Annotated in this window: 24 protein-coding genes; 12 read left to right on the forward strand and 12 right to left on the reverse strand. The window is 71.2% G+C overall.

What is annotated here, in order from left to right; genetic code table 11:
• Window positions 1–58: 58 nt before the first annotated feature.
• Window positions 59–730: an endonuclease NucS gene (gene nucS / locus ACFYZJ_RS36230; RefSeq protein WP_388575772.1), complete on the reverse strand. Its 672-nt coding sequence runs from the start codon at window positions 728–730 to the stop codon at window positions 59–61.
• 281 nt (window positions 731–1011) lie between these two features.
• Between nucS and ACFYZJ_RS36235 the strand changes: the two genes are divergently transcribed.
• Window positions 1012–1404, forward strand: a complete 393-nt coding sequence (locus ACFYZJ_RS36235) for an SCO5389 family protein (protein WP_263232122.1) — start codon at window positions 1012–1014, stop codon at window positions 1402–1404.
• Between the two features lie 122 nt (window positions 1405–1526).
• Here ACFYZJ_RS36235 and ACFYZJ_RS36240 read toward each other — a convergent pair whose 3' ends face one another.
• Window positions 1527–2555: an LLM class flavin-dependent oxidoreductase gene (locus tag ACFYZJ_RS36240; RefSeq protein ID WP_388575775.1), complete on the reverse strand. Its 1029-nt coding sequence runs from the start codon at window positions 2553–2555 to the stop codon at window positions 1527–1529.
• A 221-nt stretch (window positions 2556–2776) separates the two neighbouring features.
• Here ACFYZJ_RS36240 and ACFYZJ_RS36245 point away from each other — a divergent pair, with 221 nt between their 5' ends.
• Window positions 2777–3106, forward strand: a complete 330-nt coding sequence (locus tag ACFYZJ_RS36245) for an ATP/GTP-binding protein (RefSeq protein WP_388575778.1) — start codon at window positions 2777–2779, stop codon at window positions 3104–3106.
• Between the two features lie 4 nt (window positions 3107–3110).
• Here the strand turns inward: ACFYZJ_RS36245 and ACFYZJ_RS36250 are convergent, their stop codons facing one another.
• The 5 genes from ACFYZJ_RS36250 to mce form a co-directional block, all read right to left on the reverse strand.
• On the reverse strand, window positions 3111–3980 hold the full coding sequence (locus ACFYZJ_RS36250) for an ABC transporter permease subunit (protein ID WP_388575781.1): 870 nt from the start codon (window positions 3978–3980) through the stop codon (window positions 3111–3113).
• A complete protein-coding gene (locus ACFYZJ_RS36255) occupies window positions 3977–5230 on the reverse strand; it encodes an ABC transporter ATP-binding protein (protein ID WP_388575783.1) in 1254 nt (417 codons plus the stop codon). The genes ACFYZJ_RS36250 and ACFYZJ_RS36255 overlap by 4 nt, the downstream gene beginning before the upstream one ends.
• Before the next feature lie 196 nt (window positions 5231–5426).
• Window positions 5427–6365 (reverse strand): cellulose-binding protein, encoded by a 939-nt coding sequence (locus ACFYZJ_RS36260; protein ID WP_388575786.1) that lies wholly within the window; start codon window positions 6363–6365, stop codon window positions 5427–5429.
• A gap of 181 nt (window positions 6366–6546) precedes the next feature.
• Entirely contained in the window at window positions 6547–10395 is a 3849-nt protein-coding gene (gene scy / locus ACFYZJ_RS36265) for a polarized growth protein Scy (protein WP_388575787.1), read from the reverse strand.
• A gap of 233 nt (window positions 10396–10628) precedes the next feature.
• Window positions 10629–11069 carry a methylmalonyl-CoA epimerase gene (gene mce / locus ACFYZJ_RS36270; protein WP_388575789.1) on the reverse strand — a complete coding sequence of 147 codons (441 nt, stop codon included), beginning with the start codon at window positions 11067–11069 and terminating at the stop codon, window positions 10629–10631.
• 148 nt (window positions 11070–11217) lie between these two features.
• Here mce and ACFYZJ_RS36275 point away from each other — a divergent pair, with 148 nt between their 5' ends.
• From ACFYZJ_RS36275 to ACFYZJ_RS36285, 3 genes are all read left to right on the forward strand, one after another.
• Window positions 11218–12420, forward strand: a complete 1203-nt coding sequence (locus tag ACFYZJ_RS36275; RefSeq protein WP_388575791.1) for an acetyl-CoA C-acetyltransferase — start codon at window positions 11218–11220, stop codon at window positions 12418–12420.
• A 33-nt stretch (window positions 12421–12453) separates the two neighbouring features.
• Window positions 12454–13410, forward strand: a complete 957-nt coding sequence (meaB, locus tag ACFYZJ_RS36280; RefSeq protein WP_388575794.1) for a methylmalonyl Co-A mutase-associated GTPase MeaB — start codon at window positions 12454–12456, stop codon at window positions 13408–13410.
• Between the two features lie 189 nt (window positions 13411–13599).
• Window positions 13600–14820, forward strand: a complete 1221-nt coding sequence (locus ACFYZJ_RS36285; RefSeq protein WP_388575797.1) for an MFS transporter — start codon at window positions 13600–13602, stop codon at window positions 14818–14820.
• 76 nt (window positions 14821–14896) lie between these two features.
• Here the strand turns inward: ACFYZJ_RS36285 and ACFYZJ_RS36290 are convergent, their stop codons facing one another.
• The 4 genes from ACFYZJ_RS36290 to ACFYZJ_RS36305 all read right to left on the reverse strand — a co-directional run bounded on the left by ACFYZJ_RS36290 (window position 14897) and on the right by ACFYZJ_RS36305 (window position 17541).
• Window positions 14897–15373 (reverse strand): MarR family winged helix-turn-helix transcriptional regulator, encoded by a 477-nt coding sequence (locus ACFYZJ_RS36290; RefSeq protein WP_388575800.1) that lies wholly within the window; start codon window positions 15371–15373, stop codon window positions 14897–14899.
• Window positions 15374–15465: 92 nt separating this feature from the next.
• Window positions 15466–16218: an AIM24 family protein gene (locus ACFYZJ_RS36295; RefSeq protein ID WP_388575898.1), complete on the reverse strand. Its 753-nt coding sequence runs from the start codon at window positions 16216–16218 to the stop codon at window positions 15466–15468.
• 38 nt (window positions 16219–16256) lie between these two features.
• Entirely contained in the window at window positions 16257–16907 is a 651-nt protein-coding gene (locus ACFYZJ_RS36300) for an AIM24 family protein (RefSeq protein WP_388575803.1), read from the reverse strand.
• Window position 16908: 1 nt separating this feature from the next.
• Window positions 16909–17541 carry an AIM24 family protein gene (locus ACFYZJ_RS36305; RefSeq protein WP_388575901.1) on the reverse strand — a complete coding sequence of 211 codons (633 nt, stop codon included), beginning with the start codon at window positions 17539–17541 and terminating at the stop codon, window positions 16909–16911.
• Between the two features lie 159 nt (window positions 17542–17700).
• Between ACFYZJ_RS36305 and ACFYZJ_RS36310 the strand changes: the two genes are divergently transcribed.
• From ACFYZJ_RS36310 to ACFYZJ_RS36330, 5 genes are all read left to right on the forward strand, one after another.
• Window positions 17701–18045, forward strand: coding sequence for a DUF3817 domain-containing protein (locus tag ACFYZJ_RS36310; protein ID WP_388575806.1), 345 nt, complete (start codon window positions 17701–17703; stop codon window positions 18043–18045).
• The gene (locus ACFYZJ_RS36315) at window positions 18042–18338 is read left to right on the forward strand and encodes an MTH1187 family thiamine-binding protein (RefSeq protein ID WP_388575808.1); all 297 of its coding nucleotides are present in this window, start codon (window positions 18042–18044) and stop codon (window positions 18336–18338) included. Before ACFYZJ_RS36310 ends, ACFYZJ_RS36315 begins: the two co-directional genes overlap by 4 nt.
• 187 nt (window positions 18339–18525) lie before the next feature.
• On the forward strand, window positions 18526–19278 hold the full coding sequence (locus tag ACFYZJ_RS36320; RefSeq protein ID WP_388575810.1) for a hypothetical protein: 753 nt from the start codon (window positions 18526–18528) through the stop codon (window positions 19276–19278).
• Window positions 19275–19955, forward strand: a complete 681-nt coding sequence (locus tag ACFYZJ_RS36325; RefSeq protein WP_388575812.1) for a DUF4166 domain-containing protein — start codon at window positions 19275–19277, stop codon at window positions 19953–19955. Before ACFYZJ_RS36320 ends, ACFYZJ_RS36325 begins: the two co-directional genes overlap by 4 nt.
• The gene (locus ACFYZJ_RS36330) at window positions 19952–20638 is read left to right on the forward strand and encodes a TetR/AcrR family transcriptional regulator (protein ID WP_388575815.1); all 687 of its coding nucleotides are present in this window, start codon (window positions 19952–19954) and stop codon (window positions 20636–20638) included. Before ACFYZJ_RS36325 ends, ACFYZJ_RS36330 begins: the two co-directional genes overlap by 4 nt.
• Here ACFYZJ_RS36330 and ACFYZJ_RS36335 read toward each other — a convergent pair.
• On the reverse strand, window positions 20610–21041 hold the full coding sequence (locus ACFYZJ_RS36335; RefSeq protein ID WP_388575818.1) for an SRPBCC family protein: 432 nt from the start codon (window positions 21039–21041) through the stop codon (window positions 20610–20612). The genes ACFYZJ_RS36330 and ACFYZJ_RS36335 overlap by 29 nt on opposite strands.
• Before the next feature lie 120 nt (window positions 21042–21161).
• Here ACFYZJ_RS36335 and ACFYZJ_RS36340 point away from each other — a divergent pair, with 120 nt between their 5' ends.
• Together ACFYZJ_RS36340 and ACFYZJ_RS36345 are read left to right on the forward strand one after the other, a co-directional pair.
• Window positions 21162–21671, forward strand: coding sequence for a MarR family winged helix-turn-helix transcriptional regulator (locus ACFYZJ_RS36340; protein ID WP_388575821.1), 510 nt, complete (start codon window positions 21162–21164; stop codon window positions 21669–21671).
• A 115-nt stretch (window positions 21672–21786) separates the two neighbouring features.
• Complete coding sequence (locus tag ACFYZJ_RS36345) at window positions 21787–22125, forward strand: DUF3817 domain-containing protein (protein WP_388575823.1); 339 nt, start codon at window positions 21787–21789, stop codon at window positions 22123–22125.
• Window positions 22126–22192: the final 67 nt, after the last annotated feature.

Raw genomic sequence — 22192 nt, forward strand, 5'->3', positions numbered from 1 at the left:
GTCCGCCTCCCGGACCCGGCCCTCTGTCGTCGTACCGTCCGTCGGGACGAACCGCCCGTCAGAACAGGCGGAGCTTGTCGTCCTCGATGCCCCTCAGGGCGTCGTAGTCCAGCACCGCACAGCTGATCCCGCGGTCCGTGGCCAGCACGCGGGCCTGCGGCTTGATCTCCTGGGCCGCGAAGATGCCGCGCACCGGCGCGAGGTGCGGGTCGCGGTTCAGGAGCTCCAGGTAGCGCGTGAGCTGTTCCACACCGTCGATCTCGCCGCGCCGTTTGATCTCCACCGCGACGGTCTGCCCCTCGGCGTCCCGGCACAGGATGTCCACCGGCCCGATCGCCGTCATGTACTCACGGCGGATCAACGTGTAGCCCTCGCCGAGGGTCTCGATGCGGTCGGCGAGCAGTTCCTGGAGGTGTGCTTCCACGCCGTCCTTGATCAGCCCGGGGTCCACGCCGAGTTCGTGCGTGGAGTCGTGGAGGATCTCCTCCATCGTGATGATCAGTTTCTCGCCCGTCTTGTTGATGACGGTCCACACGCCGTTCTCGTCGCCCGTCCCCTCCTTCAGCGTGCAGGGCGGCGACATCCAGTTGAGGGGCTTGTAGGCACGGTCGTCCGCGTGGATCGAGACGCTTCCGTCCGCCTTCACCAGGATCAGGCGGGGAGCCGAGGGGAGATGGGCGGTGAGACGGCCCGCGTAGTCGACGGAGCACCGGGCAATGACGAGACGCATGGTCGGCAACGCTACTCGACGCCCCGGGCCGCACGCGATTCGACCTCGTGCGAGCCGGTCCCCGGAGCACCACCGTTTTTCCCGAGATGCCCCCGTTCGGCAATGGCTGGTTGTGTGCCCAGTGGGATTTCGCTGTGTTCGCATTTTCCTGGTGCCGCCATCGGCGGTTGCCTACCGTAGTAAACGGGAGGTCGCGGGGTGTGTACTCAGCGTGTTCGATATCGCGAACTCCCTTACCTGTCCATCAACCCCTGTTGTCTCGGGGTGCGAGAGGAGAACCCATGTCGCTCGACGTCTCACCGGCCCTACTCGAACAGGCCGAGCGAGGCGAGGTCGACGAAGCCGATTTCGTCGACTGCGTCCGGACCTCCCTGCCCTACGCGTGGGAGATGATCAGCTCCCTGGTGGCCCAGCTGAAGGTGGACGGCGGTGACTTCGCCGACAACCAGACGCCCCCGCCGGACGAGCAGGCACGTGGACAGCTGCTGCGCGCGCTCGCGAGCGACGCCATACGCGGTGCGTTGCAGCGGCACTTCGGAGTGCGCCTGGCGTTCCAGAACTGCCACCGGGTGGCGGTGTTCCCGCTGGACTCCTCGGTGGACGACACGCTGGCCCGCTTCACCTCGGTCCGCAGTCAGCTCCTCAACCAGTCGCCGGAGCTGCGTGACTGCTGACACCCACAGAGTCGTACGGCTTGCCGCTCCGTACGCGGGAGGTGCATCGGTTTCGGAGCGGCAAGCTCCCGCGTGAGTACCGCAGCGGCAAGCCCCTCCACCCGCGCACCGGCCCGGTGGGTTCAGCGGAGGTGGGGGAGCACTTCGGCGCCCAGCCGGCGGACGTTCTCCACCGTCGCCGCCAGGTCGCCGGAGCCCTCGACGAGCAGCGCGAAGCGTGTGATGCCGGTCCGCTCGGAGGTTGCCGCGAGCCGGTCGGCGCACAGCCGCGGGGTGCCCACCGGGTGCAGCCCGCAGAGCAGTTCGGTGTACGCGAGCGGGTCCCGCATGGCGCGGGCCCGCCCGTCCACCGTCACATGCGCGTCGAGCCCCTGTTTCAGCCAGCCCGGCATGGCCTTCGTCAGCGACTCGACGGCGTCGGTGCGCCGGTCGGCGATCTGGCAGACACCGGCCGAGACATGACCGGCGCCGGCGATCGCGTCACCGTCGACTCCGGCCGCCTGCGCATGACTCCGCCACAGCGCGACCATGTCCGCCTTCTCCTCGTCCCCCACGTGCATGCCGAGCAGCATCGGCAGCCCCCGCTCGGCCGCCAGCCGTACGCTCGCCGGCGATGTGCAGGCGACGACGACCTCCGGGCCCTCGGCGTCCGTGAGCGACTCCGACGGGCGGGGCACGACCGGGACTTCACGGAAGGTGAATCGTTCCCCCGCGGCGGCGACGGACGGTTCGCGCAGCCAGCGCACCAGCAGATCGAGTGATTCCGGGAAGCCCGTCTCGTACGCCTTCAGCCCCGTGCCGAACACCTCCAGGTCCACCCACGGTCCGCCGCGCCCCACTCCGAGCGAGAAGCGTCCGCCGGAGGTGATGTGCAGCAGCGCGGCCTGCTCACCGAGTGCCACCGGGTGCGCGGTGGGCAGGACGCTCACCGCCGTGCCGACCCGGATCCGGTGGGTGCGGCCCAGCAGGAGGGCGGCCAGCGTGATCGCCGAGGGGCAGGTCCCGTACGGCACGAAGTGGTGCTCGGCCAGCCACACCGTGTCCAGGCCCGCCTCCTCGGCGGCCTCCGCCGACCGCACCGCGCGGTGCAGCGCCTCCCCCTGGCCCTGTCCCGGAAACTGGGCCGCCAGTACAAAACTTCCAACGCGCATCGCACTTCCTGCTTTCCTGGCTCCGACGCGGAGCTCCCCCAAGCGGCATAACTGCCTGACATGTGCCCAAGTCACGGGTTGACGGAGAGATTTGCGGATTGTCTGCTGAATGGGCTGATGGGAGGGGGGATCCCTGGAGTTGATGACGTACGCGTACCCGTGTCGGCGCCGCGTAGGCTGGATACGGTCCCTGCTCCCTGTATAGCCCCGTGAGGTGTCCCGTGTCCCCGCGTCGCAACCGACCCAAGGGCTCAGGCTCGTCCGGCCGGAGCGCGGACGAGGACAGGGCGCGGTACGGCGGCTGGCAGTCCAGCGAGAGCTGGCAGGGCGAGGAGTGGAGCGTGCGCCATGTGGCGGGGGCGAGCGCCGAGGGCAAGACCTACCGGTGCCCCGGCTGCGACCAGGTGATCCCCTCCGGCGTCCCGCACGTGGTGGCGTGGCCCGAGTTCGGCGGGGTGGACGAGCGCCGGCACTGGCACAAGTCCTGCTGGAACGCGAAGGACCACCGCACCACGCGGGTGCGGCGGTCCCGTAACGCGCCGAAGTACTGAGGCCCTACACGTCGCGCCGCTCCAGCAGCAGCCACGCGCCGGCGAAGGCGACGGCCGCGAGGCCGAGGACGATCCACACCGGGTCCCAGCCCCTGGGGCCCGAGTTGCCCAGGGAGTCCCCGTACAGGGCGCTGAGCTGGCTCGGGATCGAGTACTCCAGCAGGAAGCTCTGCAGCCCCCGGAGCGACTCGGTGAACAGGAACATCGCGATGACCAGCGGGGCGAGCACCAGGCCGATCATGATGGTGATGGCGCCCGCCGAGTGCCGGATGATCGAGCCCACGAACAGCGAGAGCAGGCCGAGCAGCGCCACGTACAGGCCGATGCCGACCGTCCCCTTCAGCCATTCCATGCCGGTGGGCCGGGCCAGGCCGTAGCTCCTCAGCATGGCGGTCTGGATGATGGCGACGAGCAGTGCGGACACGGTCGTGATCACGAACGCCACGGCGAAGAACACGATCGCCTTCGCCACCAGCACCCTGGTCCGGCTCGGGCACGCGGTCATGGTCGTACGGATCATCCCGGTGCCGTACTCGGAGGCGGTGGTCAGCACGCCGAGCGTGATGATGCAGATGCTGCCGGTCAGGACGCCGCCGATGCCGAGGCCCAGCGGAGAGCTGCCCTGCAGGTGCGCGTCCGAGGCGGCGGCGATGGCGGCGAACAGCGTCCCGACGCCGATCATCAGGACGAGGAAGACGCCCAGTGTCCACATCGTGGAGCGCACCGACCTGATCTTCGTCCACTCCGAGGCGATCGCGTGTCCGAGATGGGTGCGCACCACCGGGATCGGCGAGGTGTAGGTGGGGTACGGGGAACCGGGTGCCGTCTGCCAGGTGGGCGCGGCCTGCGGCAGGGGAGGCTGGGGCGTGCTCATCGGGCGTCCTCGGACTTGGTCGGGTCGGCAGCGGGGGCGGGTGCGGGCGCGGATGCGTCGGCTGCGGTAGCCGGGGCCTGAACGGGCGGGGCGGCGGGGTCCGGTGCCTGGTCCTGGGGTGCCGGCTGCGCGTACGGGTTCGGCTGCTGCCCGGCGGCCGGGGCGGCGTACGGTCCCGCGGGCGGCTGCCCGGGCCCGCCCGGCATCGAGAACGGCTGTCCGCCCTGCTGCGGTGGCGGTGGCGCGTACCAGCCCGGCTGGCCCTGCCCCGGTACCGGGAGCGGCGGCTGGACGCCGGGCGGCAGCGGCTGCATCAGCCCCGCCTTCTGGTCGATGCTCGAGCGGTAGTCGACGGCTCCCTGCGTCATCCGCATGTACGCCTCCTCCAGCGACGCCTGGTGCGGGGACAACTCCCACAGGCGTACGTCGGTGTCGTGCGCGATGTCGCTGATGCGGGGCAGCGGCAGCCCGGTGACCCGCAGCGCGCCGTCCTGCTCGGGCAGCACGTGCCCGCCCGCCTCGGTGAGCGCGGCCGTCAGCTTCTCCCGCTGCTGCGGCTCGGTGTCGGGGGTGCGGACGCGGGCGAAGTCGGCGGAGTTGGCGGAGATGAAGTCCTTGACGCTCATGTCGGCGAGCAGCTGCCCCCGCCCGATCACGATCAGGTGGTCGGCGGTGAGCGCCATCTCGCTCATCAGGTGGGAGGAGACGAAGACCGTACGGCCCTCGGCCGCGAGCGACTTCATCAGGTTGCGGACCCACAGGATGCCCTCGGGGTCGAGGCCGTTGACGGGTTCGTCGAACAGCAGCACCTGCGGGTCGCCGAGGAGCGCGGCGGCGATGCCGAGCCGCTGGCCCATGCCGAGCGAGAAGCCCTTGGAACGCTTCCCGGCCACCTCCTGGAGGCCGACGACGGCGAGCACCTCGTCGACCCGGCGGGCCGGGATGCCGGAGAGCTGGGCCAGGGACAGCAGATGGTTGCGGGCCGCCCGGCCGCCGTGCACGGCCTTGGCGTCGAGCAGGGCGCCGACCTGGCGGGGGGCGTTGGGCAGCTTGCGGTACGGGTAGCCCCCGATCGTGACCGTCCCCGAGGTCGGGTTGTCCAGGCCGAGGATCATCCGCATGGTCGTCGACTTGCCCGAGCCGTTGGGCCCGAGGAAGCCGGTGACCGCCCCCGGCCGCACCTGGAAGGAGAGGTTGTACACAGCGGTCTTGTCGCCGTAGCGCTTGGTCAGGCCGACTGCCTCGATCATGCTCCGCACCCATCGCAAGGTTCAGGACAGCGGGGCACGCGCCCCCCGTAAGAGTTAGGAGGATATCGGTGCACTGACGGTTCCGCCCAAGGGGAGGTAAAACGCCCGGCGTCGGATGTCGCCGAAACGGCGCGAAGCCCTCCCCCACGTGAGTGGCGGAGGGCTTCGCGGATGTCCAGCCGGCGTGCGGCCCGTGTTACCGGGACTGCTGCGCCGGGACCCCGCGGGAGATCGGCTCGTCCTCGGTGGACGGGCTGCCCGTGGCGGCGACAGCGGCGCCCGTGAGCGTCGCCAGCATCTCGCGGACGTTGGTGAGCTGGGCGTTGATCGAGTCGCGACGGTTCGTCAGCGCCGCGAGCTCGCGCTCGGATTCGGAGCGGATGCGGTCGGCCTTGGCGTTCGCGTCCGCCACGATGTCCTCGGCCTGGCGCTGGGCGGTCTCCACCGTCTGGCGGGCGCGGCGCTCGGCGTCCGTGCGCAGCTTCTCCGCCTCCAGGCGCAGCTGCTCGGCGCGGTGCTCGATCTCCGCGAGGCGCTTCTCCGCCTTGGCCTGACGGGAGGCCAGGTCGCGCTCGGACTGCTCGCGGCGCTTGGCGAGGTTCGTCTCGAAGTCGGCGGCGGCCTGCGCGGCCTTGGCGCGGGTCTCCTCGAAGAGGGCGTCCGCCTCCTCGCGCTTGGACTGGGCGTCCTTCTGCGCCTCGGCACGCAGCTGGGCCGCGTCGCTCTTGGCCTTCTCGACGATGCGAATGCCCTCTTCCTCGGCCTTCGCCTTGCGGTCCGCGGCGAACGACTCCGCGTCGTTGCGCACCTGCTGGGCGGCCGACTCCGCCAGTTCGCGGTGCTGCTCGGCGGCGCGGCGGGCCTCCTCGCGCAGGTCCTTGGCCTCTTCCTCGGCGAGGCGGAGGATCTTCTCGACGCGCGCGCCGAGACCCGCGTACGACGGCTCGGCGTCGCTGACGGCGGCCTGGGCGTTCTGCGTCTCGAGGTGGAGCTCCTCGATGCGCTTCTCCAGGGCGGTGATGCGGGCGAGAGCACTGTCACGGTCGGAGACGAGCTTCGAGATCCGTTCGTCCACCTGAGCGCGGTCGTACCCACGCCGCACAAGCTCGAAGCCGTAGGGGGAAGTGTCGCTCATGGGGTTCCTGTCGAATGAGACCGGTGAGGTGATAGGGGAATCCTAGGGCGCAATGCGGCGTGTCATCGAGCGGATGCGTGTTTGATCTGGAGAATGACACTCCTTTTGGGTGGCTGAGCTGTCGGGGGGCTTGCCAGGACCTGTGCACGGCGCCCCGGCAAGCATAGAACCCCGCTTCTGGCTAGCCTTCTGACGCCTTGCCACCCGAACGAGGTGCCCCCACGGTGGCACCCGCCTTGACCCCCGCGTCCTTGCCGGCGGACGGCGCCTCGAACGACTCGAGTGCCTCCAGGACGTCCTGGACCCGGGAGATCTCCGCGTTGATGTCCTCCCGCCGGCGCACCAGGATCTCCAGCTCCCGCTTGCCCTCCTCAACGGCCTTGCGGGCCTCGCGGATCGCCTCCGCCTTGATCTGCTCGGCCTCGGCGACCAGCGTGGCCTTCTTCTGCTCGGCCTCCTTCAGCAGGCCCTCGGCCTTCTTCACCGCGGCGATACGGACCTTGCCCGCCTCCGAGTTGGCCTCCGACAGGATCTCCTTCGCCTGCGCCTTGGCCTTCTCCAGCTGCTCCTCGGCGGCCTTGACCAGTGCGTCGCAGCGCTCGCCCGCCGACTTCATCGCCTCGGCCGACTCGCGCCGCGCCCGCTCGTGCAGCTCCTCGATCTCGGCGGTGATGCGCTCGCGCAGCTCCTCCGCGCGCTCGCGGATCTGGGTGGCGTCCCGGCGCGCACCGACGAGCAGTTCGTCCGCGTCCGCCCTGGCCCGCTCCACCAGCATGTTGCCCTCGACCGTGGCCTCGGCGACCAGACGGTCGGCCTCCTTGCGGGCGGCGCCCACCATCGTGTCGGCCTGTGCCTCCGCGTCCGCCGTCGTCTTGTGCGCGCTCTGCTGGGCCTCCGACAGCAGCTTGTCGGCCTCGGCGGCGGTCTCCGTGATGAGCTTGTCCACCTGCTCGGCCGCCTCGGAACGCCGCTTGTTGGCGTCCTTGCGGGCCTCGTCCAGGGTGCGCTCGGCCTCCTCGCGGGCCGCCGTCGTGATCCGCTCGGCCTCCGCCTCCGCGTCGGCCTTGACCCGCTCCGACTCGGTGCGGATCCGCTCGGCGTGCGCCTGTGCGGAGCCGACCGCCTCGGCGGCCTCGGCGCGCAGCCGCTCCGCCTCGTCGGTGGCGTCCGCGAGCAGCTTCTCCGCCTTGGCCACGGACTCCGCGCGCACCCGCTCGGCCTCGGCGGCGGTCTCCGTGGTGAGCCGCTCGGCCTCCGCGCGCGCCTCGGTGATGAGGGTGTCCGCCTGCGTGGCCGCGTCCGACCGGATCCGGTTGGCGTCCTCGCGGGCCTCCGCACGGGTGCGCGCGGCGGCCTGGTCGGCCTCGGCGAGGGTGTCCGAGGCCTCGGTCCGCACCCGCTGGGCATGCTCGGCGGCGTCCGAACGCAGCCGCTCCGCCTCGGCGATCGCGTCCGCGACCGTACGCTCCGCGAGCGACTTGGCCGCCTCCGACTCCTCGGCGGCCTGCCGCCGGAGGCGGCCCGCGTCCTCGGTGGCCCGCTCCCGCTCCGCGTAGGCGTCGGCGCGGACCCGGTCGGCCTCCTCCTGCGCCTCGGTGCGCGTACGCTCCGCCGCGTGCTCGGCGGCCGAGCGCAGGCCGGTGATCTCCTCCTGCGCCTGCTCGTGCAGCCCGGCCACGGAGTCCCGCACCTGCTGGGCGTGCTGTTCGGCCGCCGACACCATCTCGGTGGCGCGCCGGTCGGCCTCCTCCACCAGCCGTACGGCCTCGGCCTGGGCCTCCTCGACCCGGGCGCGCGCCACCGCGAGCAGCTCCTCGCTCTGCTCCCGGGCCCGCTCCCGCTCCTGGTCGGCCTCCTGGCGGGCGGCGCCGAGGAGCTCCTCGGCCTCCCGGCGGCGCCGGGTGGCCTCCTCCTGGGCGGCGGCCAGCGTCTCCGACGCCTCCGTGCTCAGCCGCTCCGCCGCGGCCTGCGCCTCCGCGCGGACCCGGTCGGCGGTGTCCTGCGCCTCCGACTTCAGCCGCTCGGCCTCGGCCGCCGCCTCGGACCGCAGGCGTACGGCGATGGCCTCGCCCTCGGCGCGCGAAGCGGACGCGTCCGAGGCTGCCTCCGTGCGCAGCCGCTCCGCCTCGGCCTCGGCCTGCGCCTGCAGCGTACGAATGCGCTCGGAGGACTCCGTGCGCAGACGCTCGGTCTCCTCGGCGGCCTCCCGGCGGAGCCGCTCGGCCTCGGCGCGGGCGTCGGCGAGGGCCTGCTCGGCCGAGGCGAGCCGCTGCTCGGCCTCCGACTGCAGGCGGGCCAGCTCCTCGGCGGCCTCCGCGCGGCGGGCCTCCACGGCCCGCTCGCTCTCCTCGCGCAGGGCGCGCGCGACCTTCTCGGCCTCCTCCTTGATGGCGTCCGCCAGCTCGACGGCCTCGGCGCGCTGGGTCTCGGCCTCCTTGCGGGTGCGCTCCAGGGCTTCCTCGGCCTGGCGGCGCAGCATCGAGGCGCGCTCGATGGCCTCCGTGCGGACCTTCTCGCTGTCGGCGGTGGCGGTGGTGCGCAGCTCGTCCGCGTCGGCCTTCGCCTTGGCGAGCAGTTCCTCGGCGGTCCTGGCCGCCTCCTCGATCTGCTGGACGGCCTCGCGGCGCGCCTCCGCGCGGATCTTCTCGCCCTCGGCGACCGCCTCGGCGCGCAGCTGCTCGGCCTCGCCGCGCAGCCGGCGGGCCTCCTCCTGCAGCTCGACCGTCTTGGCGCGGTACTCCTTGGTGTCATCCTTGGCCGCGCCCTTGAGCTGCTCGGCGATGTCGTGCGCCTCGGCGCGCAGCCGGTCCGCCTCGGCCTCGGCCTCCTTGCGGATCCGGTCGGCCTCCTCGGCGGCGGCCTTGGTGGTCGCCGCGGCGTCCTGGGACGCCTTGTTGAGGACCTCCTCGGCCGTACGGGCCGCCTTGCCGAGCTGGGAGGCGGTCTCCTCGGCCGTGATCGTACGGGCCTTCTCGGCGGCCTCCGCGACGATCTTCTCGGCCTCGGCGCGCGCGTCCGCGACGACCTGCTCGGCCTCGGCCTTGGTGGCTTCGGCCTCCTTGGTGGCCTCGCTGACCAGCCGGGCGACCTGCTCCTTGGCCGTACGGGTGCGCTGCTCGCCCTCCGTCTCGGCGCTCGAAAGGGCCTTGGCGGCGGCTTCCTTGGCCTCCGCGACGAGCTTGTCGGCCTGGGCGCGCGCCTCGCGCAGCGCGGTCTCCGCCTCGGCCATCCGCTGCTCGGCGGCACGGCTCAGCTCGGACGCCTGACGACGGGCGGCCTCCGACTCGCTCGCGGAGGAGGAGCGCAGCTGCTCGGCGTGGTCGGTGGCCTCCTGGGCCTGGGTGGAGGCGGCGTTCAGCAGCCGCTCGGCGTCCGCGCGGGCCCGGCGCAGGATCTGGTCGGCCTCCGCGCGGGCGGCCTCGGCGTCACTCTGCAGTCGCTGCCGGGCCTCGGTGACCAGTCGTTCGGCCTCGGCGCGGGCGGCGGCGAGGGCCTGCTCGGCCTCGGCGCGGGACTCCTCGACCAGGCGGCGGGCCTGGGCCTCGGAGCGGGCGCGCAGCTGCTCCGCCCAGGCCACGTTCTCGTTGACGTGCGACTCGACGGTCGCCCGGCGCTCGGCCAGCTCCTGGTCGAGCTGCTGGCGGCGGGCGACCGCCTCCGCGTGCAGTTCCGCCTGCAGGCGGGCGGCCTGCTCGGCGTGCTCCTGGAGGATGCGCTGGGTCTGGGCGCGGGCCTGGCTCAGCTCGCGCTCGGCCTCCGCCCGCAGCTGGTCCGCCTGCATCTGGGCGGTGCGCAGCATCTGCTCGGCCTGGTAGCCGATGTCGGCCCCGTCGTACGCGGGACGGGACATGAGGGTGCGGCGCGCCTCGTGCAGCTTGGCGCGCAGCACCTCGACCTGGTAGCCGAGGTCCTCGGCGTGCTGGATCGCCTTTTCCCGCTCGGTCTTCAGCCGCTCCATCTCGGCCTCGAACCGAGAGAGGTGGTCGACGTCAGCCGCCGGCTCTCGCTCCTGGCGTTCGTAGCCCCGCACTGCGCGGTCCCATCCGTCCCCTGGTCGCAAGTCTCTCCAAACGAGCTCCGTCCATCCGCCGAACGGGGCCCCCGGGGAATGGTGTCAGATCAACGGCAGAGCATGGGCTGCTGCCCCGGCGCTCGTCCCCCGAAACCCGGACCCCGGCACGTCCCGCCGGTGTCACGGCGGGACCCGGTCGCCCTGGTGGAGCGGCGACCGCCCCCAACCCTACCGGCCCTTATGTACGGGAGTCAGTGCTCAGGTGTCTCAACGGCCGCCGATGTGACCAGTTCTGTGAGAACACCGTGGCAGTCCTTGGGGTGCAGGAAGGTGATGCGCGAGCCCATGGAGCCGCGCCGCGGCTCCTCGTACAGCACGCGCACGCCCTTGTCCCTGATCCCGGCGGAGTCGCCGTCCACGTCCGCCGTGCCGAAGGCGATGTGGTGCACGCCCTCGCCGTTCTTCGCGAGCCACTTGGCGACGGTGGAGTCCTCCCGGATGGGCTCCAAAAGCTGCAGGTAGGAGGCACCGCCGTCGTCCGTGTTGTTGATCTTCAGCATGGCCTCGCGGACACCCTGTTCCTCGTTGACCTCGGTGTGGAACACCGAGAATCCGTACGTCGAGGTGTAGAACTCGACGGTCTTCTCGAGGTCGAAACAGGCGATTCCGATGTGGTCGATTCGCGTCAGCATGGATTCAGTGCAGCGCTCCTGCCGTGGTTACGCAACGTGCGCGCGATCACACTGACAGCCCGGTGACGGTTTGCCCTACCGCTCAGTACATTCGAAGTAAACCCTCGTTCACTCCTCGGCTGTGCAAGCCGGAAGGGGATCGCAGCTCATGTCTGGAACGAACAGCACGACCAGCGTCATCGTCGCGGGTGCGCGCACCCCGATGGGGCGGCTGCTCGGCTCGCTGAAGTCCTTCTCCGGAGCCGACCTCGGCGGCTTCGCGATCAAGGCCGCCCTCGACCGTGCGGGGATCGGTGGCGACCAGGTGCAGTACGTCATCATGGGCCAGGTGCTCCAGGCCGGGGCGGGGCAGATCCCGGCACGTCAGGCCGCGGTCAAGGGCGGCATCCCGATGAACGTCCCGGCCCTGACGATCAACAAGGTCTGTCTGTCGGGCCTGGACGCGATCGCGCTCGCGGACCAGTTGATCCGTGCGGGTGAGTTCGACGTGATCGTCGCGGGTGGCCAGGAGTCCATGACCAACGCCCCCCACCTGCTGCCGAAGTCCCGTGAGGGCTTCAAGTACGGCGCGGTCCAGATGCTCGACGCGATGGCGTACGACGGGCTGACCGACTCCTTCGAGGGCGTCGCCATGGGCGAGTCCACCGAGAAGCACAACACCCGCCTCGGCATCGGCCGCCAGGAGCAGGACGAGATCGCGGCCCTCTCCCACCAGCGGGCCGCCGCCGCCCAGAAGAACGGCATCTTCGAGGCGGAGATCACCCCGATCGAGATCCCCCAGCGCAAGGGCGAGCCGGTCGTCTTCAGCAAGGACGAGGGCATCCGCGGCGACACGACGGTGGAGTCGCTGGCCAAGCTGCGGCCCGCGTTCAGCAAGGACGGCACGATCACGGCCGGCTCCTCCTCGCAGATCTCGGACGGTGCGGCGGCCGTGGTCGTGATGAGCAAGGCCAAGGCGCAGGAGCTGGGCCTGGACTGGATCGCGGAGATCGGCGCCCACGGCAATGTGGCGGGGCCGGACAACTCCCTGCAGTCCCAGCCGTCGAACGCGATCCTGCACGCCCTGAAGAAGGAGGGCCTGGAGGTCGCGGACCTCGACCTGATCGAGATCAACGAGGCCTTCGCGGCGGTCGCCGTGCAGTCAATGAAGGACCTGGGTGTTTCCATCGAAAAGGTGAATGTCAATGGCGGTGCCATTGCCCTGGGTCACCCGATCGGGATGTCCGGGGCCCGGCTCGTGCTGCACCTGGCCCTGGAGCTGAAGCGGCGCGGCGGCGGCGTCGGCGCGGCGGCGCTGTGCGGGGGCGGCGGCCAGGGTGACGCGCTGATCGTGCGGGTACCCAAGGCCTGAGCTGTTTGTACGTCTGACTCGAACGGAGCTGTGATGCAGGACGTCTCCTCGCTGGTGGCCCAGGCCAGGGAAGGCCGGCCGCGTGCCGTGGCCCGGCTGATCTCCCTGGTGGAGGGGGCGTCCCCACAGCTCAGGGAGGTCATGGCGGCGCTGGCCCCGCTGACCGGCAACGCGTACGTGGTGGGCCTCACGGGGTCGCCGGGCGTCGGCAAGTCCACGTCCACGTCGGCGCTCGTGACCGCGTACCGCAAGCAGGGCAAGCGGGTCGGCGTGCTCGCCGTCGACCCGTCCTCGCCCTTCTCGGGCGGCGCGCTGCTCGGCGACCGGGTGCGGATGTCGGAGCACGCCTCCGACCCCGGCGTCTACATCCGCTCGATGGCCACGCGCGGCCATCTGGGCGGCCTGGCGTGGGCGGCCCCGCAGGCAATCCGGGTGCTGGACGCGGCGGGCTGTGACGTCGTCCTGGTGGAGACGGTCGGTGTCGGCCAGTCGGAGGTCGAGATCGCCTCCCAGGCGGACACGTCGGTGGTGCTGCTGGCCCCCGGGATGGGCGACGGCATCCAGGCCGCGAAGGCGGGCATCCTCGAGATCGGTGATGTGTACGTCGTCAACAAGGCCGACCGGGACGGCGCGGACGCCACCGCCCGCGAGCTGAACCACATGCTGGGGCTGGGCGAGTCCCGGGCCCCCGGTGACTGGCGCCCGCCGATCGTGAAGACGGTGGCGGCGCGCGGCGAGGGCGTGGACGAGGTCGTCGAGGCGCTGGAGAAGCACCGGGCGTGGATGGAGGAGCGCGGAGTCCTGGCGGAGCGCCGCCTGGCCCGCGCGGCCCACGAGGTCGAGACGATCGCGGTGACGGCCCTGCGGGAGCGGATCGGCGACCTGCACGGCGACCGCCGCCTGAGCGCGCTGGCGGAGCGGATCGTGGCGGGGGAGCTGGACCCGTACCGGGCGGCGGACGAACTGGTGGCGGGGCTGACCCAGAGCTGACGGAGGCGGGGCTGACGCAGAGCTGACGGACAAGTGTGTGGTCGGCGGCCCCGGTGCGTTGATACCTTGATCCGCATGTTCCGCCTCTTGGCCTAGGGCCCGCCCAGCACCGCGATCGACGAGCAGCAGCGGCTGTGGTCGGCGCGGCGCCCCGGCGTCCCCTATCGCCTCGAGTCGAGGAACTTCCGCGTGTCTGCGCCTCTTTCCACTGCTTCCGAGCGGCCCACCTATGCCGCCGTTCTCCGTGTCCCGCACGTCCGCCGTACCTTTGCCGCCTCTCTGGTCGCGCGGCTGCCGTATGGGACGGTCTCCCTCTCCGTGATGCTCTCCGTGACGCGGGCGACCGGGTCCTATGCCGTGGCCGGCACGGTCCTGGCGCTGTTCGGCGCCACCGCGGTCCTGCTGTCACCGCTGCGGGCGGCGCTCGTCGACCGCTACGGGCCCCGGCGGGCGCTCCTGCCGATGGCACTGCTGTACGCCGGGGCCCTGAGCCTGCTGGCCGCGGTGACCTGGCGGCCCGGTGCGCCGGCGCTGCTGCCGGCCGCCCTGGCCACGGCCGCCGGGGCCTGTGCGCCCCCGCTCGGGCCCACTCTGCGGGCCTTGTGGGGCGGGCTCTTCGACGACCGCCGGCTGGTGAAGCGGGCGTACGGACTGGACGCCGTGGCCGAGGAACTGACGTTCGTCGCGGGGCCGCTGCTGGTCGGCGCGCTGGTCCGCTACGCGCCGCCGGCGGCCGGGGTGGCGCTGAGCGCGCTGCTGGTGACGGCGGGGACGATCGCCTTCGTCACCTCCCCGGCGGTGCCCGGAGTGCGGCCGTCCGCGGAGCGCCCTTCGCGTTCGAAAGGGCGGCTGCGGGGTGCGCGGGGGCTGGTGGAGCCCGTGCTCGTGGCCGGAGGAGTGGGACTGGCCGTCGGCGCGCTGGACCTCCTGGTCATGGCCTTCGCCGAGCAACGTCGATATGGCGACGACATCGTGGCCTGGGTGCTTGCGGCACTGTCCGCGGGCAGCGCGGCCGGCGGGCTGCTGAACGGCGCGGTGGAGTGGCGGGGGAGCCCTCGGGTGCGCCTGCCGCTGCTGGGCGCGGGTCTGGGGCTGGCCGTGGCGGCGGCGGGGTTCGCACCGGGCCTCGGCGTCCTCGCGGTGACGGTGATCTGCGCGGGCCTGTTCATCGCCCCCGCCCTGACGACGTCGTACCTGCTCGCGGACGAGTCGGCCCCGGAAGGCTCCCGCACCCAGGCGGGCGCCTGGGTGAACACGGCTGTCAACGCGGGCATGGCGGGCGGCTCGGCGGCCGTGGGGGCGCTGCTGGGGCGACTGCCGCTGGGGTGGTGTTTCGCGGTGTCGGGGGGAGTGACCCTGACGGCCGCGATGGCGGCGCTCGCGGCTGCGGCACCCGCCCGGCGCCGGTGAGCGACCGTGGTCACGCCCAGCCCCGGCTCCGGGTGCCCCTCAGCAGCCTCCGCTCAGCTCCGACGGGCGGAAGCCCTTACGGCTTGCCCCGCTGCCCGCGCAGATGCTCCGCGATGGGTCGCAGGGACTTGTGCAGGTGTTCCAGGTCGTCGGGGGACAGCAGGTCGATGAAGTGGCGCCGCACGGACGCCACGTGGTGCGGCGCGACCTTCTTCATCGTCTCCAGGCCGTGGTCCGTCAGGACCGCGTACAGACCCCGGCGGTCGGACTCGCAGTTCTCGCGGCGCACCAGGTTCGCGTTCTCCATACGGGTGATCTGGTGCGAGAGGCGGCTCTTGGACTGGAGGGTGGCGGCGGCGAGGTCGCTCATCCGCATGCGCAGGCCCTCCGACTCCGAGAGGTTCACCAGGATCTCGTAGTCGTTGATGGTCAGGCCGAACGGCTGCAGATCCCTTTCCAGCTGGTAGGTCAGCAGCTTGTTGACCTCCAGGTGAGTGCGCCAGGCGCACTGTTCCGCATCCGTCAGCCAGCGCGTGGCCGTCTCGGTCTCCATGAATGAAGTCTACCTAAAAGGTTGAAAGGCGAACTAGTGAGGGTGGTGTGACTGTGCGCACGCGTTCGACGTCACACTCCGCAGACTACCGCTCACAGCCCGAAGCGACGCTGGAGGTCCCCCAGCTGTCCGGGAAGACGCGGTGTCCCCGGCTGCCCGTGGTGGCCGGGTACCCCACCGCCGCCAGGTACGCCGGGCTCCTGCGGAACCAGCCCCGTGTCCTGCTCGGCCATCAGGGTTTCCGAGGACTGCAGCAGCACCGTTCCCGCCCCGACGAACTCGAACTGGTGCTCTTCGCCGGACGCCCCGCCCAGGCCCGTCATCGCACGTAGACCGCCCCATACGCCCGTGAGGTAGCCGTGGTCGTAGTGGTGGCACGGCGACGGGCAGTCGGCCCAGCCGACCAGCGCCTGCGGGTCCACCCGGATCGGGGGTTCCATGAACACCACCGGACCGTTGGACGCGGCCACGAACTTCCCGGTTCCGATCAGGGTGAGGAAGCCCGGAATGATCGACTGCTTCAGCGACAGACTTGGCTGAAAAGCGAGGAGATTGCCCGAGCGAATGGTCAGGTTGCCGTCGTCGAGGTCGTACGAATTCACGTCGAAGGCCCGGTCGGCGAGCAGCATCTTGCCCGAGCCGGCCGCCACCACCCAGTCGCTCGCGTGCAGTGGCGAATGGAACGACGTACGGACGAGGCGGTCCAGACGGCCGTGACCGATGCCGTTGAACTCGATCGAGCCGTAGTAGGCGATCATCTTGCCCTTCTGCAGGAACCACTGGCTCCCCTTGAGCTCCACGCAGAAGGTGTACTTGTTGACGTTGTCGTCGGCCGGCAGCGTCATCGGGTCGAACACGACGGGCCCCGCGCCCGGGTAGGTGGTCACAGCTTCTCCTCCGACGCCTGCACGTACACCACACCACTGCCGCTCAGCTCCAGCTGGAACGCCTCTCCGGAGCCGCGGCCCACCATGTCGCGCCAGCCGAGCGCCGTGGACAGCTTGTTGCGGACGTCGCCGTGGTGCGCGACATACGCCTGGGGGTCGACGTGGACCGGGCGCTGCGGGGTGATCGGCACCTCGAAGACGCCGCCGTGCGCCATCACGGCGACCGCGCCGTGCCCCGTCAGGGTGGTGGTGAACAGCCCCTGTCCGGTGACCTGGCCGCGTACCAGGCCCATCACACCGCCCTGCGAGCCCATGAACATCGTGCCCTGCTGCAGGGTGCCCTCGAAGGCGAGCAGCCGGTCCGCCTCGACGTACAGCGTGTCACCGGTCAGGTTGATCACCTGGATGTGGTGGCCGCCGTGCCCGAACAGCACCGTGCCGCTGCCCTCCACGGTCATCAGCGGCGTCGCCTCGTTGGCGATGCGGCGGCCGATCATCGACATGACCCCGCCCTGACCGCCCTGGATGTTGGGGGTGAAGGAGACGTCGCCCTGGTAGGCGAGCATCGCGCCCCGCTGGCTGAAGAGCCGCTGTCCGGGGACCACCGTCGCCTCGATCATCTTGGAGTTCACTTCGCGGAAGGCCATGTCACAGATCCCCCGCGATCGTGTTGCGCTCGCTGGGCTGCACGTAGACCAGTCCGTCCCCCTCGAAGCGGATCTGGAAGGCCTCGCCGCCGCCCTCCCCGAGGAACGTGCGGAACGTCACGCCCGACTGGAACGACTGTCGCAGATTGCCCTGGTGTGCCACATACGCGCCGGGGTCGACGGTCAGCGGGTACTGCGCGCTCACCCGCAGCACCACCGCCGGGCCGTCCGACATGATCGCCGCCTGGCCGTGGCCCTCCACCGTCGTCGTGAACAGGCCGTTGCCCTGCGAGGCGCCGCGCAGGCCGGTGAACGTCGTGCCCGTGCGCAGGCCGGCGTCCGTCGCGAGGAGGTTGCTCGACTCGACGTACAGTTTGTCCCCCTGGAGGCTGACGAGGTTGATCTCGGAGGCACGGTCCGCGAACCAGCACGTCCCGTGACCCTTCACCTCCATCACGGTCATCTGCTCGCCGGTGAGCCGCCGGGTCACCATCCCCCGGATGCCCTCACCGCCGCCGGTGAGCTTCTTGAAGGTCATCTGTCCGTCGTACGCGACCATGGAGCCGTTCTTCGCCTTCACGGCGTCCCCGGTCATGTCGACGGCCAGCACCTTGCTGCCTTGGAGTCGGAACATCGCCACGGAGCGAAGGTAACGGCCGGGCGGGTGGAGCGGACAGAGCCGCGAGGTGGATCCCGACCCTGAGCGCACCCTCAGGGGTACGGTTTGCCACAATGGGGAGCGCTTGTGCGTGCGTTCACAAAGCGTGGACGATCCTCCCACCGAAGGTGATCCGTGGACATCAAGACCGCCACCGCCCTCCGCCGCCTCCGCCTGGTCTCGGCCCCGGAGGCCGTTTCCTTCCTGCTGCTGCTCCTCTGCTCCGTGCTGAAGCGCACCACGGACTTCAACGCCGTGCCGGTCATGGGCTCGATCCACGGCATCCTCTTCATCCTGTACGTGATCTTCTGGGCGGACGCCTGGAACCGCGCCAAGTGGCCGCTGCGGACCGCCGCCGTCTACTTCGTCCTGTCCGTGCTGCCGACCGGCGGCTTCTTCGCGGAGCGCAAGCTGCGTCGCGAGGCCGAGGACGCCGTCATCGCCGCCCGCGCCCGCAAGGAAGGGATCGTGAACGCATGATCGTCGCCTTCTCCGTGACGCCGCTCGGCGTCGGCGAGGACGTGGGGGAGTACGTCGCCGACGCCGTCCGGGTCGTACGGGAGTCGGGTCTGCCGAACCGCACCGACGCCATGTTCACCTCGATCGAGGGGGAGTGGGACGAGGTGATGGCCGTGGTGAAGCGCGCCGTCGCGGCGGTCGAGGAGCGGGCGCCGCGTGTCTCCCTGGTCCTCAAGGCGGACATCCGTCCGGGTGTGACGGACGGCCTCACCTCCAAGGTGGAGACGGTGGAGCGGCACCTGGCCACGGGATGACGCCCCGCGCGACGACGGCCGCCTGACGGCGAAACCCGATCAAAGACCCCAACCCCGGCCCAGGGCCGGGGTTTTTCCTTGTGGCCGGCCTTTGAGCGATCGCTCAAGTCTCCGGTACTCTCGGACAATCCGTTTGAGCGACTGCTCAAAAATTTCAGTCGGCCAGGGGAACCAGGGGGATCCACCATTGGGGCTCTACATAGAGGCACACATCCGGGCCGACCTCGACGAGCTGTGGGAACGCACGCAGGACCCCGCGCAGCACCGGCGCTGGGACCTCCGTTTCACCGAGATCGACCACCTGCCGGGCGCGGCGGGCGAACCCCGGCGCTTCCGGTACGCGACACGCGTCCTGCCCTTCCTGACGGTGTCCGGCACTGGCGTGTCGGCGGGGGAGAAGACACGACCGGACGGTACCCGCACCTCCGCGCTGCGGTTCTCCTCGCCGCACCCGTTGTCGCTGATCGCCGAGGGCAGCGGCTACTGGCGCTACGTCCCCGACGGCGAGGGCGTCCGCTTCCTGACCGGGTACGACTACCGGCCGCGCTGGGGCGCCTTCGGCTCCCTCGCCGACCGCCTGGTCTTCCGGCCCCTGATGGGCTGGGCCACGGCCTGGTCCTTCGACCGCCTGCGCCTGTGGCTGGAGCGAGGGGTCACACCGGAGCGCGCGCTCGTGAACTGGCTCGCGGAACAGGCCGCCCGCGCCCTGCTCGTCGCGGCCGCCTGCACGGGCCTCGCCCTGAACTCCTTCCCCCGCCTCTTCGGCCCCTTCGCGGCGGCGATGGCCTACCCGTGCGCACTGCTGCTGGTCGTCGCCATCCCGCTGGCCCTGTTCAAGGCACCCCTGCCCGGCACCCCGGCCGCCCGCCGCTGTCTGCGCACCCCGCCCACCCGCCTGGGGGCACCCCGTCTCCTCGCCACCCTGGAGCGGCCGTCATGACCTCGATCTTCCGGACGGTGATGGGCGCGGAATTCGACCGGCTGCACCCGGAGCTGCGGCGCCGCTTCTCCGTGGGGCTGGCGACCGGCGAGGCGTGCACGGGGCGCGGCGTGATGGACCGCATCTGGCACGGCAAGGGGCTGGTGAAGCCGTTCCTCGTGCTGGGCGGCACCCGGAACATCCTCCTCCCGCGCCAGGGGCGCGACGTCCCCTTCGTCATCGAGAACATCCCGTACGCCGACACCTTCGGCCGTGAGACGGTGACGTTCGTGCGCACCTTCGACCTCCCCGGCCGGGCCCGCCGCTTCGATGCCCAGATGGTGCTGAGCCCCAAGGGCGACCGCGTCCTGGACTACCTCGGCACCCACCAGCACCTGGCGAGCGAGCTGCACTTCTCGGCGCAGCCGGACGGGTCGCTGCTGATCCGTTCCGGCGAGCACCGGTTCCGGGAGGGGCCGGTGGACGTGCGCGTGCCGGAGGCCATCGGTGGGCGGGCGGAGGTCCGGGAGTCGTTCGACGAGTCGACGGGACGGTTCCGGATCCGGGTGCGGGTCGTGAACCGGTACGTCGGCCCGTTGTTCGGCTATGAGGGGTCGTTCACGGCCTCGTACGCGGATGTCGGCGTGTGCGGGGTGCGCCCCGGGCTGCGGCCGGTGCGGGAGGAGGCGCGGGCGTGAGCGAGGCGACGAAGGCCAAGCTGCTTCAGGGGGCGCTGCGCGCGCTCACCGAGCAGGGGATCGCCAAGACGTCCGCGCGGACGATCGCGGCGGCCGCGGGCGTCAACCAGGCGCTCGTCTTCTATCACTTCGGCTCGGTGGACGAGTTGCTGGCGGCCGCATGCCGGTACGGAACGGAACAGCGGGTGGCCCGCTACCGGGAACGGCTGGACGCGATCGACTCGCTCGGTGAGCTCCTCGCCTTCGGCCGGGAGATGCACGAGGAGGAGAAGGCGGCCGGGCACGTGGCGGTGCTCGGCCAGCTGCTGGCCGGCGCGCAGACGCATCCCCGTCTCGCGCCGGCGACGGCCGCGGGACTCGACCTGTGGATCGTGGAGATCGAGCGGGTCCTGGAACGGGTCCTCGCGGCGACGCCGCTCGGGGAATTCGCCGACGCGAGGGGGCTCGCACGCGCCGTGTCGGCGTCCTTCGTGGGGATCGAGCTCTACGAGGGCGTGGACCCGGAAGGGGCGGGCGCGGCGCTCGGCGCCCTCGACCAGCTGGCCCGTCTCGTGGCGGCGCTGGAGGACCTGGGCCCGGTGGCCCAGCGGGCGGTCCGCCACACGCTGCGCCGGGCGTCGCGCACCCGGGGTGCCCGCCCCGAGGGTCCCCCGCTCAGCGCCCCTGCTCCACGTACTCCTTGAAGTGCTGCAGATCGCTGCGGACCAGCCGTTCTATGGCGCTCGCCTGGGCGAAGCCCCTCGGGCCGCCGAACGTCTCCCTGACCGCGCCAGGGTCGTATGCGAGCCGCGCCTGAACCCGGGTGTGGTCCTTGTCGATCGACTGCAGCGAGAAGGAGCCCTTCAGCTCAGGCTCGCCCGTGGTGTGCCACTCCATCACGCGTTCCCCGCCGCGGTCGGAGACCTCCGCCTCGATCTCCCGGGCCCGGCCGCCCGCCTCGACGTCCAGATGCGCCCGGCCGCCCGCCTCCGTACGGGCGTCCCGCAGTCCGTCCACGAAGCGCGGATAGTTCTCCACCCGGTGCAGGTTCTCCCAGGCCGTGTCGATCGGGACTCCGACATCCACGTGTTCTTCGAGGGTGCTCATGGCTCACCTCCGTGTCCGGTTCGTCCCCCTTCTGCTTCCAGTGTGCGCCCGGTGGCAGCCCGTGGACCGAAAAGCGAGACGGGGCTGACCAGCATGTGACCGGCCGGTAAGGTCGATGGCGTGCCGAAGCCCCTCAGTCTGACCTTCGATCCCATCGCCCGCGCCGACGAGCACTGGCAGCAGCGGTGGGGAAACGTGCCGTCCATGGCCGCGATCACCTCGATCATGCGGGCGCAGCAGATCCTGCTCGCGGAGGTCGACGCGGTGGTGAAACCGTACGGACTGACCTTCGCGCGGTACGAGGCGCTGGTGCTGCTCACCTTCTCCAAGGCGGGCGAGCTGCCCATGTCCAAGATCGGTGAGCGGCTCATGGTGCACCCCACGTCGGTCACCAACACCGTGGACCGCCTGGTCAGGTCCGGCCTGGTCGCCAAGCGGCCCAATCCCAACGACGGCCGCGGCACCCTCGCCTCCATCACCGACAAGGGCCGCGAGGTCTGCGACGCGGCCACCCGGGACCTGATGGCGATGGACTTCGGGCTCGGCTGCTACGACGCGGAGGAGTGCGCCGAGATCTTCGCGATGCTGCGTCCGCTGCGGATCGCCGTGGGGGACTTCAAGGAGGACTAGGGGACTTCAAGGAGGACCAGAGGGCCTCGGACGGATCTCCGCGGGCATACCCCGGGCCCCGTACGGCGCCGGGGTGCCCGAAGATCGCCCCAAACCGGCCGTTACGCTCGTAGCCATGAAAAAGAGCGTGCTGACCCGCTACCGGGTGATGGCCTACGTCACCGGTGTGCTGCTGGTCCTGCTGACCCTCGGTGTCATCGCCAAGTACATCCTCGACGTGAACGGCGCCGCCGACTTCACCCGCGTCATCGGCATCGCCCACGGCTGGCTGTACGTCGTCTACCTGGTCTTCGCCTTCGACCTGGGCTCGAAGGCGAAGTGGCCGGTCGGCAAGCAGCTGTGGGTCCTGCTGGCGGGGACGATCCCGACGGCCGCCTTCTTCGTGGAGCGCAAGGTCACCCACGAGCTCGAGGCCAAGGTCGCCGACGCGCAGCCCGCGGTCGTCAAGGCCTGAGGCCCGGGTCCCACCGCCGTACGAGGACACGTACGGCGGTCTCCCATCGACATTTACTTGGACGTCC

The organism is Streptomyces sp. NPDC001848, assembly GCF_042891915.1.
Taxonomy (GTDB): Bacteria; Actinomycetota; Actinomycetes; order Streptomycetales; family Streptomycetaceae; genus Streptomyces.

Bases quoted from the DNA above. Each gene is read 5' to 3' on its own strand.
- nucS (WP_388575772.1), bottom strand. From the start codon at position 730: ATGCGTCTCGTCATTGCCCGGTGCTCCGTCGACTACGCGGGCCGTCTC.
- ACFYZJ_RS36235 (WP_263232122.1), top strand. From the start codon at position 1,012: ATGTCGCTCGACGTCTCACCGGCCCTACTCGAACAGGCCGAGCGAGGC.
- ACFYZJ_RS36240 (WP_388575775.1), bottom strand. From the start codon at position 2,555: ATGCGCGTTGGAAGTTTTGTACTGGCGGCCCAGTTTCCGGGACAGGGC.
- ACFYZJ_RS36250 (WP_388575781.1), bottom strand. From the start codon at position 3,980: ATGAGCACGCCCCAGCCTCCCCTGCCGCAGGCCGCGCCCACCTGGCAG.
- ACFYZJ_RS36255 (WP_388575783.1), bottom strand. From the start codon at position 5,230: ATGATCGAGGCAGTCGGCCTGACCAAGCGCTACGGCGACAAGACCGCT.
- ACFYZJ_RS36260 (WP_388575786.1), bottom strand. From the start codon at position 6,365: ATGAGCGACACTTCCCCCTACGGCTTCGAGCTTGTGCGGCGTGGGTAC.
- mce (WP_388575789.1), bottom strand. From the start codon at position 11,069: ATGCTGACGCGAATCGACCACATCGGAATCGCCTGTTTCGACCTCGAG.
- ACFYZJ_RS36275 (WP_388575791.1), top strand. From the start codon at position 11,218: ATGTCTGGAACGAACAGCACGACCAGCGTCATCGTCGCGGGTGCGCGC.
- meaB (WP_388575794.1), top strand. From the start codon at position 12,454: ATGCAGGACGTCTCCTCGCTGGTGGCCCAGGCCAGGGAAGGCCGGCCG.
- ACFYZJ_RS36290 (WP_388575800.1), bottom strand. From the start codon at position 15,373: ATGGAGACCGAGACGGCCACGCGCTGGCTGACGGATGCGGAACAGTGC.
- ACFYZJ_RS36295 (WP_388575898.1), bottom strand. From the start codon at position 16,218: ATGACGCTGCCGGCCGACGACAACGTCAACAAGTACACCTTCTGCGTG.
- ACFYZJ_RS36300 (WP_388575803.1), bottom strand. From the start codon at position 16,907: ATGGCCTTCCGCGAAGTGAACTCCAAGATGATCGAGGCGACGGTGGTC.
- ACFYZJ_RS36305 (WP_388575901.1), bottom strand. From the start codon at position 17,541: ATGTTCCGACTCCAAGGCAGCAAGGTGCTGGCCGTCGACATGACCGGG.
- ACFYZJ_RS36315 (WP_388575808.1), top strand. From the start codon at position 18,042: ATGATCGTCGCCTTCTCCGTGACGCCGCTCGGCGTCGGCGAGGACGTG.
- ACFYZJ_RS36325 (WP_388575812.1), top strand. From the start codon at position 19,275: ATGACCTCGATCTTCCGGACGGTGATGGGCGCGGAATTCGACCGGCTG.
- ACFYZJ_RS36335 (WP_388575818.1), bottom strand. From the start codon at position 21,041: ATGAGCACCCTCGAAGAACACGTGGATGTCGGAGTCCCGATCGACACG.
- ACFYZJ_RS36345 (WP_388575823.1), top strand. From the start codon at position 21,787: ATGAAAAAGAGCGTGCTGACCCGCTACCGGGTGATGGCCTACGTCACC.